This is a genomic window from Rhizobium phaseoli (assembly GCF_001664385.1).
In the GTDB taxonomy this organism is placed as follows: Bacteria; Pseudomonadota; Alphaproteobacteria; order Rhizobiales; family Rhizobiaceae; genus Rhizobium; species Rhizobium phaseoli.
The window spans coordinates 2832336-2849441 of the sequence record NZ_CP013532.1 but is presented as its reverse complement, the minus strand read 5'-3'; the positions used below and the strand labels follow the sequence as shown (position 1 = coordinate 2849441).

The following is a 17106-nucleotide window of genomic DNA, read 5'->3' as shown; positions in this document are numbered from 1 at the left end:
AAACGATGGTTAACCTGTCTCCATTAGATATTACGGTTAAATTCGCAAGTATAAAATTTTAATAAATTTTTATCCCGACCGTGTTATTGTAAAGGTGGAAATAAGGGGAATCGGCTATGAAGCGTCTATTTTCTCTCGCTGTCATTTTGTCTTTTCTTGTGCCTTTTCAGGCTATTGCCGGATCCTCCTTGCCTGTGACGAGAAGTATCGGCGCGCCGGTGGGATTCGCGGCGGCCTGCGCCAAGTACAAGTGGCTGTGCGGCAGGGTGGCGGCTCAACAGCCGCGCGACGCGGCAGGCATAGCGCTGCTTCAAAAGGTCAATCGGGCCGTCAATGGACGCATCATTCCCGTGGAAGATCGTCCGTCTTCCCACGGGGATGTCTGGTCTCTGCCGGTTGCCGGCCGGGGCGATTGTGAGGACTATGCCCTTCAGAAGATGAAGGACCTGATCGACGCTGGTTTTCCGTCAAACAGGCTGGCGCTTTCCGTGGTCATTGGTCCGCATGATCAAAATCACGTCGTTCTTATTGCCCGCACAGACGGTGGCGATTACGTGCTCGACAATCTGTCCAGCGCCGTCAGGCTCTGGCGCACGACGGGCTATACGTTTTTGGCCACCCAGGATTTTCAGTCGCGAACAGGCTGGCGGGTGACGCTTGCCGGTCCCCGCGCCGGCGAATTCTCCTGAACCCCGCGCGTCGTGCGAACGCCAAGATGCCTGGCGAGCCGGCGCGCCCGACTGCGAACTGGCCCACCTTGCGGATCGAAAGTCTCCTGCGCCGTTCCTCGGTCTCCTCGATGCCGCCGAACGGCGGAGACCAGTGCGGCTTCGGCCTTTATCGGGAGATTTCAAGCCTGAGTGGAGAGGCGCAATGAACATTGCTGCGCGCGCGAGAGGCCGAAACGGGGTGCAGGTCGCGGTAAATTCGACGAAGAATTGTGCATCCGAAAAGCGGCCTGAAGCGCGGAAGATGTAAGAATCGGAAACACTTTGTGACTAAGTGCCTCCAAAAGCAGCGTTTTTTGACTTGCCGCGCAAGAGGACTTGAAGGATATTGCCCAGACGTTGAGGAACGCCGTCATGATCAGAATGATAGAAGACCCAGCCGAACTGGCTGGCGAAGACATCACTGGCAAATATATTCTCCGCAAGCTGAACTATCATTGGTTCGCTTACGGCAAGGCGGCCATTGTGACTGCCTGCAGGGGAACGATCCTCCACCTCGATCGGGAGGAAACGGTCTTTTCCGAGCAGTGGGGCCGTCGCGCCTATACGGGGACCGGCAAGCGTTACCCCGGCGGCATCTGTCCCATTTCGGCGGTCGCCTGTGTTTGCGATACGCCCGATGATGTCAATGCCGTCATACAGCTGGATGTCGAAGCGCAGGATGAATTCTATCAGTTGATCGCCAAGACGGAAGCCAGGGTTCGGGCGCTCGCCGCCTCGTCCGGCGCGAGCCAGTTCATGGAAGCGGCCGCATAGGCGGTTTTTCAACTATATTTCCGATTGCCACCACGGCAGTTGCGGACAATGCGGCTGTTGACGGTGGAGGCGGCGCTGCGATCCGCCTTGACGCCCATGGGTTGTTGCGCGCGTTTCGCCTCCTAAATTCCGCATAGGGTTGCCAGACTAACGGCCGCTGTCGGCAGTCGCGGGTGCTTGGCCCGATGATGCGGAGAATGGTCATGACGCAACAGCACAATCGACCCAGCCGCTCATTGGCGGCCGCGCCATCGATCGGATCGCTGGCCATAACCGTCGCGGTGATGTTTGCCGCACTCTTCTGGCCGGCCGGCACGCTTGATTGGCAGCGCGGCTGGATCTTCTTCGGCCTCTTTCTTGCGCTGACGGCAATTGCGATCGCCTGGATCTGGCGGACGAATCCCGAGCTGTTTGCAGCGCGCAGCCGATATCAGAGGGGCACCAAGCGCTGGGACGCGGTGGTGGCGACGCTGACGATTATTCTCTTTGCCACCATTCTTCCGATCGGGGCGTTCGACGACGGGCGTTTCCATTGGGCGCCGCAATCCGAATGGGTGGTGCTCGCCGGCTATATCCTGATGATCTTTGGCTATCTCGGCCTGACCTGGGCGCAATCGGTCAACCGGCATTTCGAGCCGACAGTGCGCATCCAGACCGACCGCGACCACAAGGTGATCGACACCGGCCCCTACGCCGTCATCCGCCACCCCGGCTATGCCTTCGCCATCGTGCTCGGCGCCGGCATGGCGCTGTCGCTCGGCTCGCTCTATGCGCTGATCCCGGCGGGGCTGCTGGTGATCGTGCTGTTTGGAAGGACGCTGGGGGAGGAAATGGAATTGCGCCGCGGGCTCGAGGGGTACGAGGAGTATATGGATCGGGTGCGCTGGCGGTGGGTTCCCGGTGTCTGGTGAAGGGGCGGCAGCGTCGCCGGCCCGCGACGGTCCTCAGGACGGCAAGCGCGGCTTCTTTCCGCCCTCATTCTGAGGCGCCCCGCAGGGGCCTCGATGGGCAGGGCGGCCACCGGCCCCCACCGATCATCCGATCTGCTTCAGATCCCGCGCAAAACGCTGCCAATTCTTCACATAATTCTCCGCCGAGCGGCGGATGCTTTCGATAGCCTTCTCATCGAGCACCCGCACCACGCGCGCAGGCGCCCCGACAATCAGCGAGTTGTCAGGAAACTCCTTGCCCTCCGTGACGAGCGCATTGGCGCCGACGAGGCAGTTGTTGCCGATCTTGGCGCCGTTCAGGATGGTTGCGCCCATGCCGACCAGCACATTGTCGCCGAGCGTGCAGCCGTGGAGGATGGCGTGGTGGCCGATGGTGCAGCCCTTTCCCGTCGTCAGCGGGAAGCCCATATCGGTATGAGCCATTACGCCTTCCTGGATATTGGTGCCGTCGCCGATGACGATCTTCTCATTGTCGCCGCGCAGCACCGCACCGAACCAGATGCCGACATTCTCGCCGAGTTCGACCTGACCGATGACATGGGCGTCGGGGGCGATCCAATGCAGCCCGGCGGGAGGCAGTTGCGGCGTCAATCCGCCAAGAGCGTAGATCGGCATGATTTCCTCCGGTCAGATGACCTCGACCGACAGCGTCGCGACGCCGTCGATGCCGCAGGTGATGCGGTCGCCCTTTGCGACTGCGCCGACGCCGGCCGGCGTGCCGGTCATGACGACATCGCCAGGTGCCAGCACGAAGAGTTTCGAGAGTTCGGCGATAATCTCCGGCACCTTCCAGATCATCTGGTTGAGATCGCCGTCCTGGACGCGCTTGCCGTTCTGTTCCAGCCAGATCCGGCCTTCGCCGGGATGGCCGATGCGGCTGGCCGGCACGATCGCCGAGACGGGCGCGGAATGTTCGAAGGCCTTGGCCACTTCCCAAGGACGGCCGAGCTTCTTTGCCTCACCCTGAAGATCTCGGCGGGTAAAATCGATGCCGACGCCATAACCGTAGATGCAATCGAGCGCGAGTTCGGCTTGTATGTTCGCACCCCCCGATTTCAGGGCCAGCACGCATTCGACCTCGTAATGCACGTCGTTCGACAGCGGCGGATACGGAAAGGCGCTGCCCGGCGGCAGCAGGTTCTCGGCATTCTTCTGAAAGAAGAAGGGCGGCTCGCGGCTGGGATCATGGCCCATCTCGATCGCATGGTCGGCATAATTGCGCCCTACGCAATAGATGCGGCGCACCGGAAAGCGCTCGTCGCTGCCGTCCACCGGCAGCAGCACCGGTTTGGGAAGCGGAATGACGGTGGCGGGATCGGACATGGGCGGGCTCTTCCTGTTCAACGAGTCTTGGTGCCCATCTTAGACGGAAAACGGCGGGGCGGGGAAGCATTCTCGGCGCGTTGACGTTGTCGCTGCCGGGCGATATCCTCGCCGCCATGAACAGGATGTTTGCAGTTTCGACGTCTACGACCACCGCCTCGGCGGTGGGTGGCAGACGCATGAACTGAATTTCCGTTCATTGCTGCCGAGACCCAACCCGCCGGAAACGAGCGGGTTTTTGTTTGCCCGCTCGCCTCCCCGCATTCGAGGACGAGATCATGGACGAACTGCAAAGAGACAATCTTGCCGAGCAGGTGCTCGCCGCCGCCCACCGCTGCGTCACCAACCGTTACGCCGGGGCGGCTTTTGCTTACGCCAGCGGCTCCCTGATGCGTGGCGAAGGGACGGCGTCTTCGGACATCGATCTCGTCGTGGTGTTTCCGTCGCTGGAAAGGGCCTGGCGGGAATCCTTCACGCATGAAGGCTTCCCGGTCGAAGCCTTCATCCACGACGAAGAGACGCTGGCGCACTATCTCCATGCCGATGCCGAGAGCGGCTGTCCTATCATGGTCAACATGGTCGCCACGGGTCGCATCGTCGGAGCGGATACCGGGCGCGCGGGCAGTATCCAGGCAAAGGCGGCGGCAATGCTGGCGGCGGGACCGAAACCGCTTGTCGGGGCGGGTTATGAGATGCGACGGTATCAGGTGACCGATCTCGCCGATGATCTGCGCGGCAACCGCCCGCCGGAGGAGATCGCCGCCATCGCTGCGCAGCTCTACCAGACGCTCGCCGATCTTATCCTGCTCGGACGCGGCGCCTGGGCCGGACGGGGAAAATGGGCGCCGCGGCTCATGAAAAAGCTCGATCCGCAATTGGCAAGCGAATTCGACGTGGCCTTCAGGCTGGCGGTCGGGGGTGATGGCGCGCGGTTCCTGGCTCTGGCCGACCGGGAACTCGCGCGGCACGGCGGCCGCTGTTTCGACGGTTTCAGGCTGGAGGCCCCGCTCGATGCGCGACGGCCGGAATAGTCGCCGCGGAGGCGCCGACGCCCAAGAGAGCCTCACCCTGAAGGCGCCCCGCAGGGGCCTCGAAGGGCGAGGCGGGTGCGCCAAGCGTTGATGGCGGCAAGGAGCAGCGTTGGAGCATGTCCTTCGAGGCTCCGGCCTTCGGCCTGCGCGCCTCAGGAGAGGGAGGTTGGTGGGATGCCGCGCCAACGCCCACCATAGCCTCATCCTAGCCGAGTGCACTTTGCTCCGCGCAGATCCTGTCGATCAGCGCATCGATCTCACCTCTCGGCGGACGGCTTTTGGCTAGGCGCTGTTTGACGTGCATGATCGGCTCGGCCAGGATTTCGTCCAGGCTCTCGGCGCATGTGAAGTCGCCGGCCACGCGCTTGACCTTCGAATTGTCGAAGATCGCGGTCCAGGCCTTGTCGCCCAGGAGCGGGCCGACCCATTCCGGATTGTATTTGATCAGCGTATCCGTCGGCACGTGGACGATCTTCGCCTCGACGCCTAGCAATCTGGCGATCGTGTTCTGGATATCGTCCCAGATGTGGGCGCGGTCGGAGGTGATGTGGAAAATCTCGTTCACCGCCGCCTGCTTGCCGAAGAGGCCGACGAAAGGCACGGCAAAATCGGCCGAGCGGGTCAGCGTCCAGGGCGTGTGGCCGTCGCCGGCGACGATGATGGGTTCGCCATCCAGCAGGCGTCTCGCCATGATGTCGCTGTCGCCCATCATCATCGGCAGGCCGGTGCGAACGGTGTGGCTGGGACGCACGATCGTCCAGGCGAGATTGCCGGATTTCTTGAGTAGTTCCTCGCAGGCGATCTTGGCCTGACTGTAGGGCAAGTACGGATTGATCGCCGGGGTCTCCTCGGTGATCACGTAGTGACGCGGCGGTTTTTCATAGACCGAAGCTGAGGAGATGAAGACGTACTGGCCGCACTTGCCCGAGAAGACCTCGATGTCACGCGCGATCTGATCGGGCGTGAAGGCGATGAACTGGCAGACGACATCATATCCGGCGTCGGCGAGTTCTGCGTAAGCGCCCGATCCGAGTTCGCCGACGATCGAACTCACGCCCGCAGGCAGGGGGGTGCTTTTCAAGCCGCGATTAAAGACGCTGACATGGTGGCCCGCGGCAACGGCGCGCTCGACGCAGGGATATGAGATCTGGCCGGTGCCGCCGATGAAGAGAACGTTCAAAGCCATAGGCGTGACCTCGGGATCTGTGGGCGGGATCAAGGATGGCTCTTCATAGCGCGAAAGAAGCTGATCGTCTCCCGCAAATCTCGTGTGCCGCGATCGTCGGAGCTCGTCGTTTCGACGGCGGCAAATGAGGTCGAACTTGCCGCCGTCATGGCACGCAGCGCCTATGCCTGTGCCTTGCGGTAGGCTGCGGCGACTAACCAGATTGAGGAAAGCAGGAAATAAAAGGCGCCGAAGCCCGCATAGGGAACGATGTCAAGAATCGTCGGCGATGCGGCGCCGAAAGACCGGCTGATCATGAAGGCGCCGGCAAGCGCCGATTGCGCACCGCTGAGGATCATCACCCATTGGGCGCCGTAGATGCGCCAGCGCCTGACGCCTGTTGAGAGTTGCAAGAGCCCGGAAAGGATTGCCCATGCCCCGAAGACGGCAAGAACGGCATAGTTGCTTCTGCCGAGGGCGATGACGACGGCGAGTGTGGTGACGATGCTGACGACGACATTGAATGCCTGCGAAGGGTTGGCCTTGAGGCCGCCATTGAGCCGGGCGTCGACGAGGTTGGCCGCGGCATCCCACAGCGGATAGATCACCAGCAGAAAGGCGGCAAGGCCGGCTTGCCCGCCCGAGAGAATGGCGGCGGCAATCCAGATCAGAGAGAACGCGGCGCGCGTGAAATAATAGGATTGCAGCCAGTTGGGCTGGGGAGAGAAATTGTCTAGCATCGGCAGGGGTTCCTTGGTTTGTCTACCTACTAGTAGGAAGCCAAATACTTCGAGTCAACGCGTCGCTCGAACACCTCATTGTGAGCAAGAGGAATGCCGCGCAGGCTTGACAATCTGCCTACCAAAAGGTAGGCGACGTTATGAAATCAATGGCTTCCACCTCGGATAAAATTCTCGACGTCGCCCAGTCGCTCATCGTGGCGGGCGGCTATAACGGCTTCAGCTATGCCGACATCTCGGCCGCGATCGGCATCCGCAAGGCGAGCATCCACCACCATTTTCCTGCGAAGGCCGAGCTGGTCGCGGTGCTGGTGGACCGTTACGCCAGGCAGGCGGAGGCGGGTTTGCAGTCTTTGCGCGAGCAGGCCGCAAGCCCTGCCGATCAACTGCAGTTCTACGCCAATTACTGGCGTTCCTGCATCGAGAACGCGGCGCAGCCCTTCTGCGTCTGCGCTATGCTTGCCAGCGAGATGCAGATGCTGCCCGACGAGGTGGCATCACGCGTTCGTGCCCATTTCCGAAATCTTACTGCATGGCTCACCTCGGTGCTGCAGGCCGGCGTCGAGCAGGGCCTGTTCCAGCTCGATACGCGGCCGGAAGAGCAGGCGCAAATGCTGATGGCCTCGGTTCATGGAGCCATGCTTTCGGCGCGGGCTCTGGGGGATCCCGGGCTGTTTATCGCAGTGGTTGGACCTGAGATTGCGAGGCTGAGGGCAGTATAACGATCTCCTCCCGCCAATTTGCAGGATCCGGTCAGCTCAAGAGAGCCTCATCCTGAGAGCTTGTGAAGCTTTTGAGTTGGTGCGGTTCTGGCCGGTCTTGGCTGACCGATGCAATCGAACGTTAGACGATTGCGCGGTGCGTGCGGATGGTCGCTAGTTGGCGTTTGGGTGATGGCACTAGCTATCCATTGGCAAGCCGACGGCCTTGCAAGATATTGTTGGTGAGTGCGTAGCAGAGCACGACGGCACGGACCTTTTCGATACCGCGGACCGTCAATTGTCGCAGATTCCAGTTGCGCCAGCGGGCATGGATGCATTCGCAGATCGATCGGGGTTTGTACTGAGCCTTGCCCGCCTCGCTTGCCATGCGGGCCCGCCAGGTCGACACACCCGGACCGTCGCCGCGCCGCGGCAAGAAGGGATCGGTTCCGTGCTTGGACTGAGTGGGCGGACAAAAGACCTCAACCCCTTCGCCGTGCGCCCACTCGATATCTTCAGCGCTGCCAAAGCCGCCATCGGCGAGATAGCGCCGCGGCAGATGGCCGCTTAACGCGCGCAACCGCTCCAGCATCGGCCGCATGAGGCCGCGATCGGAGCCGGCATTGGTCACCTCGAGCCCGACCACGAACTGCTCACCGGCCGTGCTCGCAACCTGCACATTATAACCCGGACGGAAGCCGCCGTCGGCCATCTTCATCACCCGCGCCTGTGCATCCGTGCTGGAGGCGCGCGGCTCCTTCGGCTTTTTGCCATTGCCGCGCTTTTCTTCGCGCGCCTGACGCTGGCGCTGGATCTCGTCAAGAGCGACCTGGGCTGCTCTGACCCGCTCACCACGCTCGCGCGCCGCTCGTTCCCTGGCCGCTTTGATACGCCGATTGCTGGCATCCGAACGCGCATCAACCTCGTGCTTGAGCTGATCCACAACCGCCTCGGCAATCGAAAGATGCCGATCAAGCTTCGCCTTGCGGCCGAACGAGGCGGCCCCCGCGCTCGCCCGGATCCGCACGCCATCCTGCGCCAGACTGTCGAGAGTGACGAGGCCGGCACCGGCAAGCGCCGCCAGATGCTCGGCCAGCAGCCGGTCGAGCAGATCGGCGCAACCAACCCGAAAATCCGAAAGCGTGTGATAGTTCACCGAGACACCGCCGCACAGCCAGCGATAGACGTCGTGGCTCCCGCACAGCCGTTCCAGAGCCCGCGCGCTGCCGACACCGTCGCTGCTGGCATAGAGCCACAGCGCCAGCAAAAGCCGTGGCGAAATCGGCGGATGGCCCGGCCTGTGCTCGCGCGCTTTGATCCGACCTTCAAGCGCGCTCAGATCCAGCCCCTCGACATAGCTCCAAATGACGCGCACCGCGTGATCCTGGCCGATCAAGCTGTCGATATCGACGGCACGCAACTCGATCTGATCGCGCACCGGCTCGCGCATGCGCGCCGCCCCGCGCCCCACCTGAGCACTGCGCCGCGATCCCTGCGCCGGCAATCCCTCGAACAACTCGTCGTCCATCACCGTCCTCCAAGCAAATCAACGACCCAACAGAATCACAATAAAATCGCCTCCGCCACTAAACATTCACAGGCTCTGAGGCGCCCCGCAGGGCCTCGAAGGACGAGGCGGGTGTGCCGCGATTGTTGGATGCAAGGAGTTATGTTGAGGCGTGTCCTTCGAGGCTCCGGCCCCTGGCCTGCGCACCTCAGGATGAGGGAGGTTGGAGTGTGCCGCGCCGATAATCACGGGCGTTGGTGGATGCCCTGTCGAGGCCCAAGAGAGCCTCATCCTGAGGCGCCCCGCAGGGGCCTCGAAGGACGAGGCGGGCGCACAGATTTACGGTTGATGCATGCAAGGAGCAGCGTTGCGGCGTGTCCTCGAGGCTCCGACTCCTGGCCTGCGCGCCTCAGGATGAGGAGCGTTGGAGGTTGCCGCGACCAACTCATGTGGCGAAAAATGCTGCGCGGTCATTCCCCGCCTTCTGTCAGTCCATCCCGCACGATCGCGTAATAGACGGCAAGCTCTGGAATATCAGCAGCCAGCCCGTCAAAGACCGGATCGGATGGCGCCAGCGTGCCGGCATATTTCGCCTCGATAAAATCCTCATGCGCGGCAAGCGCCTCGGCATCGGCCTTATGCACGACGGTGTAGATCGGCGAGGGCACGGTGCGGCCCTTGACGATGATGCGGTCGAGTTCGATCACCGTGTAGTTCACGGCGACCAGTCTTGCGGTGTCCTCGCCGAGCAGCAGCGCCACGCCGTAATTTTTCGAGGCGCCTTCCAGGCGCGAGGCGAGGTTGACGCTGTCGCCGAGGCAGGAATAGTCGAAGCGGCGGTTCGAGCCCATGTTGCCGACGATGCATTCGCCGGTGTTGATGCCGACGCCCATCTTCAGGACGTGTGGCTTGCGGCCGAGTGCCGCCGCTTCCCGTTCCAGCTGGTTATTCAGCCTCGAGATCGCCGCCTGCATGGCGAGCGCGGCGCGCACGGCGTGCAGTGCATGGTCGGGATCGTCGAGCGGTGCATTCCAGAAGGCCATGATGCAGTCGCCCATATATTTGTCGATCGTGCCGCCGTGATCCATGACGACGTCGGAGAGCGGCGTCAACAGCCGGTTGATCAGGCCGGTCAGTTGCTCCGGATCGTCCTTCAGCGTCTCGGCGATGGTGGTGAAGCCACGCACGTCGGAAAACAGCACCGAGAGGGTGCGCCGCTCGCCGCCGAGCTTCAGCTGCGATGGGTCGTTCGACAGGCGCTTGACGAGATCGGGCGAAATATATTGGGCGAAGGCGCGGATGATCTGGCGCTTGTTGCGGCGCTCCTCGGCAAAATCGAAGGCGGCCTGACCGAAGACGACGGAGATATAGGCGACGGTCGGGCCGAGCGGCGAGACGAAGACATGGCCGAGCCGGATGCCTGCAAAGCTGACGGCCGCGAAGGCGAGGAGGGCGGCCGCGCTGGTCACGATCGTCAGCCATCCGGTCGAGCGCCAGACGGTCAGCGCCGCAAGCAGCACCGAGATCAGGATGCAGGCGGCGACCGCCGGCAGGTGCGCTTCGCGGATCGACAGGCCGTAGCGAATATTGTCGTAGATCGTCGCCTGGATTTCGACGCCGGGGACGAGCTTGCCGGTGTGAACCGTGTAAGGCGTGGCGAAAGCATCGACGCCGCCCTTGTCGATCTCAGGTGCATTCTGCAGGCTGAGGCCGACGAGCACGACGCGGTCCTTGAAATAGCCCGGCGGCAGCAGGTTCTGAGGATCGAGCGCCTGGTAATAGGAGACCGTAGGATAGCTGCGGGCCGGGCCGAGGGACTGGATCAGTCGCCCGGCCGGCAGGATCTCCGCCGCTGCCCCCGAGGCCTTGGCCAGCATGGCGGCAAAGCCGTCCTCATAGCCGGGAATGCGGCGGAAGATGCCGTCACCGCTGAGATCGATCGAGGCGATGCCGGTCACCGCACCCGCGTCGGTCAACGCCGGCAGCGGCGTGGCGCGGATCAGCTGCGAAGCCTGCGGCGTCTCGATCAGCGTTTCATCGCCGGCAAGCACGACATCGGGACCGACCGCCTTGGCAATTGCCGCGTCGTTGCCGGGGTTGGATGGCTCGGCCATGATGATGTCGAGGCCGATGACGCGGGCGCCGGCGGCGCGCAATTGGCTGACAAGCTCGGCATGCAGGCTGCGCGGCCAGGGCCATTGCGCGTTGATATCGGCGAGCGAAGGCTCGTCGATCGCGACGATGATAGGGCCGTCCCTCGGAGGACGCGGATCGTCGACGGTCGAGAGATAGTCGAAGCTTCTGAGTTCCAGCAGCGACCAGGCGGGCAGGCGCGACAGAAGCGAGATGGCGACCAGCACGCTGAGCGACAGCACCAGCAGCCTGAGGCGGCGGCTTCCGGCCTGACCGCCATCCAGCCCGGCCTGCCGAGGCTTGTGGTCCGCCCGCATCAGAAGCGGACTTTGAGCGTGCCCTTGAAGGCGCGGCCCCAGCCGGGCACGCCGGGCGTGATCTCGAAATCTTCGTCGAGCAGATTATAGGCGGCCGCCTCGAGTTCCATGCGCTTGTCGAAGGGTTCCCAGACGAGGTGGGCGTCGAGGCTCCAGTAATCGTCGAGCTTGGTGCCGAAGCGATCGCCGTCGCGCTCGCCGATGTAGTTGGCGGCAACGGTTGCCTTGACCTTGGCCTCGTTGACCCAGGTCAGCGCAATCTGCCCGGAATTCTGCGGTATGAACGGAAGGGGGCCGCCATAGATCGGCTCGAGCGGATCCCTGTTCTCCGAATCCATATAGGCATAGGTGGCCGAAAGACCGAACCCGTTGCCGAGCGCGACGTTGGCGGTGACGGCGGCGCGATCGATGCTGCCGCGCGAGATCGGCAGGCTGGTATCCGAGGGAAGCGAGATCAGCGGAAAATCGACCGAGAAATCATGCAGTTCCTGATGCTGGTACTCGACCGAAGTGAAGAAGCGGTCGGTCCATTCGGCATCCCATTGCAGGGCGGCCGTATCCGTATAGCCCCGCAGATTGTTGGAAAACTGATTGGCCTGCAGTCCGAGGATGCCGATCGGAGCAAGGGTCGGCACGGTAGTATCAAAGCTTTGCCGCATGAAGGCGGCACGCAGCCAGTGGTTTTGAATCGGCGCCCAGGCGAGGCCGAAACGCGGCTCCAGCCGGCTGATATCGGTGCCGCCGCCCTCCAGGCGCGTGGCGAACAAGGCGTATTCGCCCTTGAGATCGGGCGTGATCTCGTGCAGCACATCAACATAGGCGCGGCCGATATTGATAGTGTTGCTTGAGGTGTTCGGGCCGTCGACGAATCCTGGGATTAATGGGAAGCGAGGAACGAGTTCATAAGTGCGGGAGAAGACGGTCGTGCTGAGGTCGCTCCAGCCGCCTTCGATACCGTACCGCCAGGTCAGCGGCCCGTTGCCGATGGAATGGCTGAGAGCCCCGATGTAAGTCTTGGAGGAGGTGTCCTCGGTCCCGTCTGCGACAGGAATGATGTCTGGATCGGGCAGCGGTATAACGCGGGCGTCGTCGACCTGAAGAGAGGTTGCCGTCTTCGACCTGATCCCCGAATAGAAGAATGCACCATTCAATATGTTTTCATAGGCGAAGGTGTGGCTCCAGCCAATGCCGGCATTGGTGATCTCGTTGTCAATATCGCGGCTGACATATTCCGGCAATACTGTCGTCGTGAGCGGAATACCTGCCAAATTGAACAGGTCCGTTAGCGTCGTGCCCTGCGTCTGCGCGCTTAGCGCTCCGTCATTCTTGCCGTGGTTGACGAAGGCGACTACGCGATCATCAGGCGTGACGGTTGCCGTGAGATAACCGTTGGCGCTCAGCAGTTTGTTGTCTGTCTGAACGCCGCCGAAATCCCGGAAATCACGATCAAGCGCCAGTTCTTCCCAGCTCAGATTGCCATAGAAGCTGATCGGGATCGTCTCATTGGAATAGCCTTGGATCTCGGCTTCGCCGATCCGCCTGGTATGGCCATCGATGCTGTTGATGCCGCCGCCGACAGAGCCTTCGATGAAGGGAACGTCGAACAGCGTTGCCGAGCGAGAACGGCCCGACAGCATGTGCGGAGAAATCAACAAGCCCTGGATGAAGGATGAATAGCTCGATGCGTTGCCGCGGTTCTGGATGACATTGTCATCACTGAAGCTGGTCGCGTTGACGAAAGGAAAGATGCTGCCCTTGATTGACTGGTCGATGTAACCGGTGCCCTTGAAGGGATCGAAGACGGCATCGCCGTAATAGCGGCCCCAGGCATCCAGACCCTGCAGGCGGAAGGCGTTATTCAGCGTCGAACCGGCGCTTGCATTGGCGCCGAGCGAACCGTAATCGCCGCCGCGGGCGCGGGAGCGACGCAGGTATTCCTGCGCGTTGTGGATCGCGCCGTCGGCGTCGTAATCGTCGATATCAACGGCGGTGCGGAAGGCCGAGATAGCCGGGTCGTTGTTGTCGAGCCGGTCGGCATTGTCGAGCGCCTGCTGGGAAGGGATGCGGTCGCCTTTTTCATAATGGGCGGCTGCGAGCATCAGCTGCGATTGCGAATGCGCGGGGTTGGCGGTGCTGGCGGCGAGCAGGTCTTCCAGCGACTTGTCCCTCTCGCCACTTTGCAGATAGTAGCGGCCGCGGACAAGCAGTGCGATGTCGAAAGACGGATCGAGGGCGATCGCGGTATCGATCTCGCGCTTGGCTTCCTTCATGCGGGATTGATCAAGATAGAGCATAGCGAGGTTCGCGTGCAGCAGCGGGTCCTGCGGATCAAGCTCGATGGCCCTCTTGAATGCCTTTTCTGCTTCGCCATTGGCATCGCGTGAACTCTGCAGCAGGCCGAGAGAATTCAGCGCGCCCGAGTCGCCGGGAGCAAGCTCGATAGCATGGTTCAAATCAGCGAGCGCGCCGTCGATGTCGCTTTCATAGGCTGCCTTGTATTCGGCGCGGGCGGAGAGAGCCATCGGATGATCAGGATCGAGGGCCAGCGAGCGTTCTATCGCTTCTTTCATCTGCTGGCGGTCGTCGATGAGTTGCGCCAGCTGGGCGCGAACCGCCGGCAGGGTCGGATCGTCGGGATAGCGCCGTTCCGCCTTTTTGATGATCTCGAGCGCTGCACGCGGGTTTTCCAGAAAGCCCGCCGTATAGGCCTGCATGATGGCGCCATAGGGGCCGGTAGTAGTGGCCGGCGGCGGTTCGGAATGGGCGGGGTCGGCCAGCGAACGGGCGAAATAGCCGCCATATTGCGCCATGTTGCGGCGTGTCGGGTCAAGATGCGGCAGGGCTTTCTGGAAGAGCTTGGCGGCATCGCCGTAGCGCTTTTCGGAGCCGGCAATGGTGGCGTCGAGCAGGTCGACACGGGCCTGCTGAGCGACTGTCAGCTTGCGGCCGCGAATGTTCTGCAAGGTTGCAGCCGCGGCCTGTCGCCCGTCAAACGCGCTCTGCACTTCCGCAAGTTCCAGCCAATCTTCGATGCTGCGGTGCTCCAACGGCAGTGCCAGCAGGCGGCGGCGCTCTGTCGCCATGCGGTCGGCCCGCAGCGGCGAAGTCGGCATCAGGCCGAAACCGTCGCGCAGATCCAAGTAGAAGAGCATCTGTTCGCGGTCATCAGGATTGACGCTGATGAGCTTGTGCGGCGCCTGGCCGATGGTGGCGACCGCTCCTTCGCCTTCGCTCACGTCGACGCTGCCTTGCGGGTTGCTGAGCGACACGCGGCCTTCAAGCACGATCATCGACGTCTGATCGCCCTTGACGGTCATCGTCCAGTCGGTGCCGCGGATGGCGGCCGCCGCCGCAGGAGTCTCGACCGTCAGGCCCTGGCCGCCGCGTTCGGCGCGCGCCCAGATGGTGCCGGCCTGTAGCTCGAGCACCGTATCGCCGCTCGCGGCCATCTTCTTGACCTGCAGCGAAGAGTTTCGCCCAAGGCGAACCTGGGTGTGATCGGAAAAGACGATGGCGAGCTGGCCGTTGGCATTGGTGCGCAGCACGTCGCCGGTCAGAAGATCCTGGTTGATATCGACGACGCGCCAGTCCGATACGTCGATGAAGCGGACCTCCTCGCCGGTCTTGCGAGCGATGACCGAGCCGGCGACCGGTGTCGGGCGCTGCACGGGATCGGCCATCGCCGGCAGCCCGAAACCGGGCACGGCAAACGCCAGCGCCATCCCGATGCGACAGATGTTATTGGAATAACCCCGCATGACCTTGACCCCATACCCCGCTTCCCGTTTGTCCGTGTAGGGTGAAAATGTCAAGCGCGTTGCACACGTGTTCTTGCTTTCGTCGCAAAGTGTAATATCAGGGAAACACTTTAGGGGATGGAGTATTCAGGTGAGCGAATTCGAAAATGCCACGGAGGTTATGCTGAGCAGCCCGTCGAGCGGAGACGTCAGCACCGAGTATTTCGACCACATCAAGAAAATCAACGACATATTTTATGATCAGATCAAGATTTCCGATCAGAAGGCCGCCTATATCTTTACTTTCATGCTCGCCTTTTTGGTGAGCTCTAGCGAGGTGAGGGCGGTCTTCAGCCTTGCCCGTTATATCGGGGGCGCGCCGGGAAGCATTCTGTTTTCGGGCCTGCTTGCCGCAGCCTCGGTCTTCTCCATCCTCTCGGCCATCCTCGTCGTGCTGCCCCGTCGTCTGGGCACTTCGACCTCGCTTTTCTGGGGCGCCTGGCCGAAGCACCGCGACCTGTTTTTCGAGGCGGCGCTGCGGCGCGACGAGCGCTATCTATTCGACCAGTATCTTGAAAATGCCGAGATTCTTTCCTGCATCGCGCGCAGCAAATATCGCTGTGTGACATTCGCCTTTCGTGGATTGATGGTGAGCGTCGTTGCCTATGTCCTGCTGTTGGCGGCTGGGTGAGAGCTGACACTCTCCTATTGAGGCATAGGGATGGGGCGCGCTGAGGCGCCCCATCCGTCGTCACTCCTCGACCTCGAGAACGAGTTCGATCTCGATCGGCATGCCGAGCGGCAGGCTGGCCACGCCGAGGACGACACGGCCGGAGAGCCTTTCCTTGCCGAAGATTTCGAGCAGCAGTTCGGATGCCCCGTCGGCGACCTTCGGGTGGTCGCGGAAATCGCCTTCGGTGGCGATGTAGACACCAAGCTTGACGACCCTGACGACGCCGTCCAGCGAACCGAGATAATCCCTGGCGGCGGAGAGTGCGCTGAGGGTCGCCGTCTCGGCCGCCTTGCGGCCGTCTTCCAATGTCAATGCGCCGCCGATGCGGCCGATATAGCGGGGCTCATGGCCGACGACCGGCAGCATGCCGCTGAAGAAGATCAGATTGCCGGTCCTCGTCGCCTCGACATAGGCTCCGAAGGGCGTCGGGGGCGGCGGCAGAACGATGCCGCGTTCCTGCAGCCGCCGTTCCGCGCCGGCTGCCTGCGCTTTCGCCCCGGTTACCATTTGCCCAGATGTGCGCCGCCGTCGACGTGCAGCACCTCCCCGGTGACACGCGGCGCTTCGGTCAGGAAGACCACCGCATCGACAATTTCATCGACATTGGAAATGCCCGTCATCGGCGAGAGCGTCGCCAGGAAATCCTTGGGATTGTCCTTGTGCAGAGGCGTGTCGACGACGCCGGGGGCGACCGTGTTGACGCGAATTCCCTCGCTTGCATATTCCATCGCAAGGTTCTTGGAGATCGCGTCGATACCGCCCTTGGTCATCATCGAAACCGAGGCGGAGAAGCCGGCGATCGGATGGTCGATCAGCGGCGTGGTGATGCTGACGATGCTGCCACCCGTCTTCTGGGACAGCATCTGCCGGATGACCTGTTGGGTCAGGTGGATGAAGCCTTCGAGATTGGTCGAGGAGAGTTTACGGAAATCGGTCATCGTGTAGTCGATGAAGGGCTTGGTCAGGAAGATGCCGGCATTGTTGACGAGCGCGTCGATCGAGCCGAAGCGGTCGATTGCGGTTTTGGCGACGCGCGAGGCGGTCTCGGGATCACCGATGTCGCCGTCGACAAGGGCCAGCCTGTCGGAAGCTTCGAGAGCATCCGAGGCGCTGACCTGGCGCGAGGTGGCGACGACGTTGTAGCCGCGCTCTACGAAGGCGTTGACGAGGCCTGCTCCGATACCCTGGGAGGCGCCCGTGACGATGACAGTCTTTTGCTTGGTCATGTTGAACTCCATTGATCTGGTTCGGGCAACGCGGGCCATGCACAGGCGGGGTCGCTCGA

General features: G+C 62.2%; 15 protein-coding genes. 6 read left to right on the top strand and 9 right to left on the bottom strand.

The window, feature by feature from the left end:
- Positions 1–116 precede the first annotated feature (116 nt).
- The 3 genes from AMC88_RS13855 to AMC88_RS13845 all read left to right on the top strand — a co-directional run bounded on the left by AMC88_RS13855 (position 117) and on the right by AMC88_RS13845 (position 2395).
- Positions 117–689: a transglutaminase-like cysteine peptidase gene (locus tag AMC88_RS13855; RefSeq protein WP_012484374.1), complete on the top strand. Its 573-nt coding sequence runs from the start codon at positions 117–119 to the stop codon at positions 687–689.
- A 393-nt stretch (positions 690–1082) separates the two neighbouring features.
- Entirely contained in the window at positions 1083–1484 is a 402-nt protein-coding gene (locus tag AMC88_RS13850) for a hypothetical protein (protein ID WP_041683690.1), read from the top strand.
- 203 nt (positions 1485–1687) lie between these two features.
- On the top strand, positions 1688–2395 hold the full coding sequence (locus tag AMC88_RS13845) for a methyltransferase family protein (protein WP_064825441.1): 708 nt from the start codon (positions 1688–1690) through the stop codon (positions 2393–2395).
- Positions 2396–2518: 123 nt separating this feature from the next.
- On the opposite strand, the gene AMC88_RS13840 is transcribed toward AMC88_RS13845, so the two are convergent.
- Together AMC88_RS13840 and AMC88_RS13835 are read right to left on the bottom strand one after the other, a co-directional pair.
- Positions 2519–3049, bottom strand: coding sequence for a gamma carbonic anhydrase family protein (locus AMC88_RS13840; protein WP_064829965.1), 531 nt, complete (start codon positions 3047–3049; stop codon positions 2519–2521).
- 12 nt (positions 3050–3061) lie between these two features.
- Positions 3062–3757: a fumarylacetoacetate hydrolase family protein gene (locus tag AMC88_RS13835; protein ID WP_010023807.1), complete on the bottom strand. Its 696-nt coding sequence runs from the start codon at positions 3755–3757 to the stop codon at positions 3062–3064.
- Between the two features lie 278 nt (positions 3758–4035).
- Between AMC88_RS13835 and AMC88_RS13830 the strand changes: the two genes are divergently transcribed.
- The gene (locus tag AMC88_RS13830; RefSeq protein ID WP_010023808.1) at positions 4036–4788 is read left to right on the top strand and encodes a nucleotidyltransferase domain-containing protein; all 753 of its coding nucleotides are present in this window, start codon (positions 4036–4038) and stop codon (positions 4786–4788) included.
- A 205-nt stretch (positions 4789–4993) separates the two neighbouring features.
- On the opposite strand, the gene AMC88_RS13825 is transcribed toward AMC88_RS13830, so the two are convergent.
- Together AMC88_RS13825 and AMC88_RS13820 are read right to left on the bottom strand one after the other, a co-directional pair.
- Positions 4994–5974 carry an SDR family oxidoreductase gene (locus AMC88_RS13825; RefSeq protein ID WP_064825440.1) on the bottom strand — a complete coding sequence of 327 codons (981 nt, stop codon included), beginning with the start codon at positions 5972–5974 and terminating at the stop codon, positions 4994–4996.
- Between the two features lie 161 nt (positions 5975–6135).
- The gene (locus AMC88_RS13820; protein ID WP_064825439.1) at positions 6136–6693 is read right to left on the bottom strand and encodes a DUF308 domain-containing protein; all 558 of its coding nucleotides are present in this window, start codon (positions 6691–6693) and stop codon (positions 6136–6138) included.
- 140 nt (positions 6694–6833) lie between these two features.
- On the opposite strand from AMC88_RS13820, the gene AMC88_RS13815 reads away from it, so the two are divergent.
- Positions 6834–7415, top strand: a complete 582-nt coding sequence (locus tag AMC88_RS13815) for a TetR/AcrR family transcriptional regulator (RefSeq protein ID WP_064825438.1) — start codon at positions 6834–6836, stop codon at positions 7413–7415.
- A gap of 181 nt (positions 7416–7596) precedes the next feature.
- Here AMC88_RS13815 and AMC88_RS13810 read toward each other — a convergent pair whose 3' ends face one another.
- The 3 genes from AMC88_RS13810 to AMC88_RS13800 form a co-directional block, all read right to left on the bottom strand.
- Positions 7597–8922 (bottom strand): IS1182 family transposase, encoded by a 1326-nt coding sequence (locus AMC88_RS13810; RefSeq protein ID WP_081283852.1) that lies wholly within the window; start codon positions 8920–8922, stop codon positions 7597–7599.
- A 449-nt stretch (positions 8923–9371) separates the two neighbouring features.
- Positions 9372–11351, bottom strand: a complete 1980-nt coding sequence (locus AMC88_RS13805; RefSeq protein ID WP_064825437.1) for a CHASE2 domain-containing protein — start codon at positions 11349–11351, stop codon at positions 9372–9374.
- Positions 11351–15109 (bottom strand): FecR domain-containing protein, encoded by a 3759-nt coding sequence (locus tag AMC88_RS13800; RefSeq protein ID WP_064825436.1) that lies wholly within the window; start codon positions 15107–15109, stop codon positions 11351–11353. The genes AMC88_RS13805 and AMC88_RS13800 overlap by 1 nt, the downstream gene beginning before the upstream one ends.
- Positions 15110–15239: 130 nt before the next feature.
- Here AMC88_RS13800 and AMC88_RS13795 point away from each other — a divergent pair, with 130 nt between their 5' ends.
- A complete protein-coding gene (locus AMC88_RS13795; protein WP_016733485.1) occupies positions 15240–15779 on the top strand; it encodes a Pycsar system effector family protein in 540 nt (179 codons plus the stop codon).
- A 60-nt stretch (positions 15780–15839) separates the two neighbouring features.
- Here AMC88_RS13795 and AMC88_RS13790 read toward each other — a convergent pair whose 3' ends face one another.
- Positions 15840–16328, bottom strand: coding sequence for a RidA family protein (locus AMC88_RS13790; protein ID WP_010025285.1), 489 nt, complete (start codon positions 16326–16328; stop codon positions 15840–15842).
- Positions 16322–17047 (bottom strand): SDR family NAD(P)-dependent oxidoreductase, encoded by a 726-nt coding sequence (locus AMC88_RS13785; RefSeq protein WP_010025284.1) that lies wholly within the window; start codon positions 17045–17047, stop codon positions 16322–16324. Before AMC88_RS13785 ends, AMC88_RS13790 begins: the two co-directional genes overlap by 7 nt.
- Between the last annotated feature and the right edge of the window lie 59 nt (positions 17048–17106).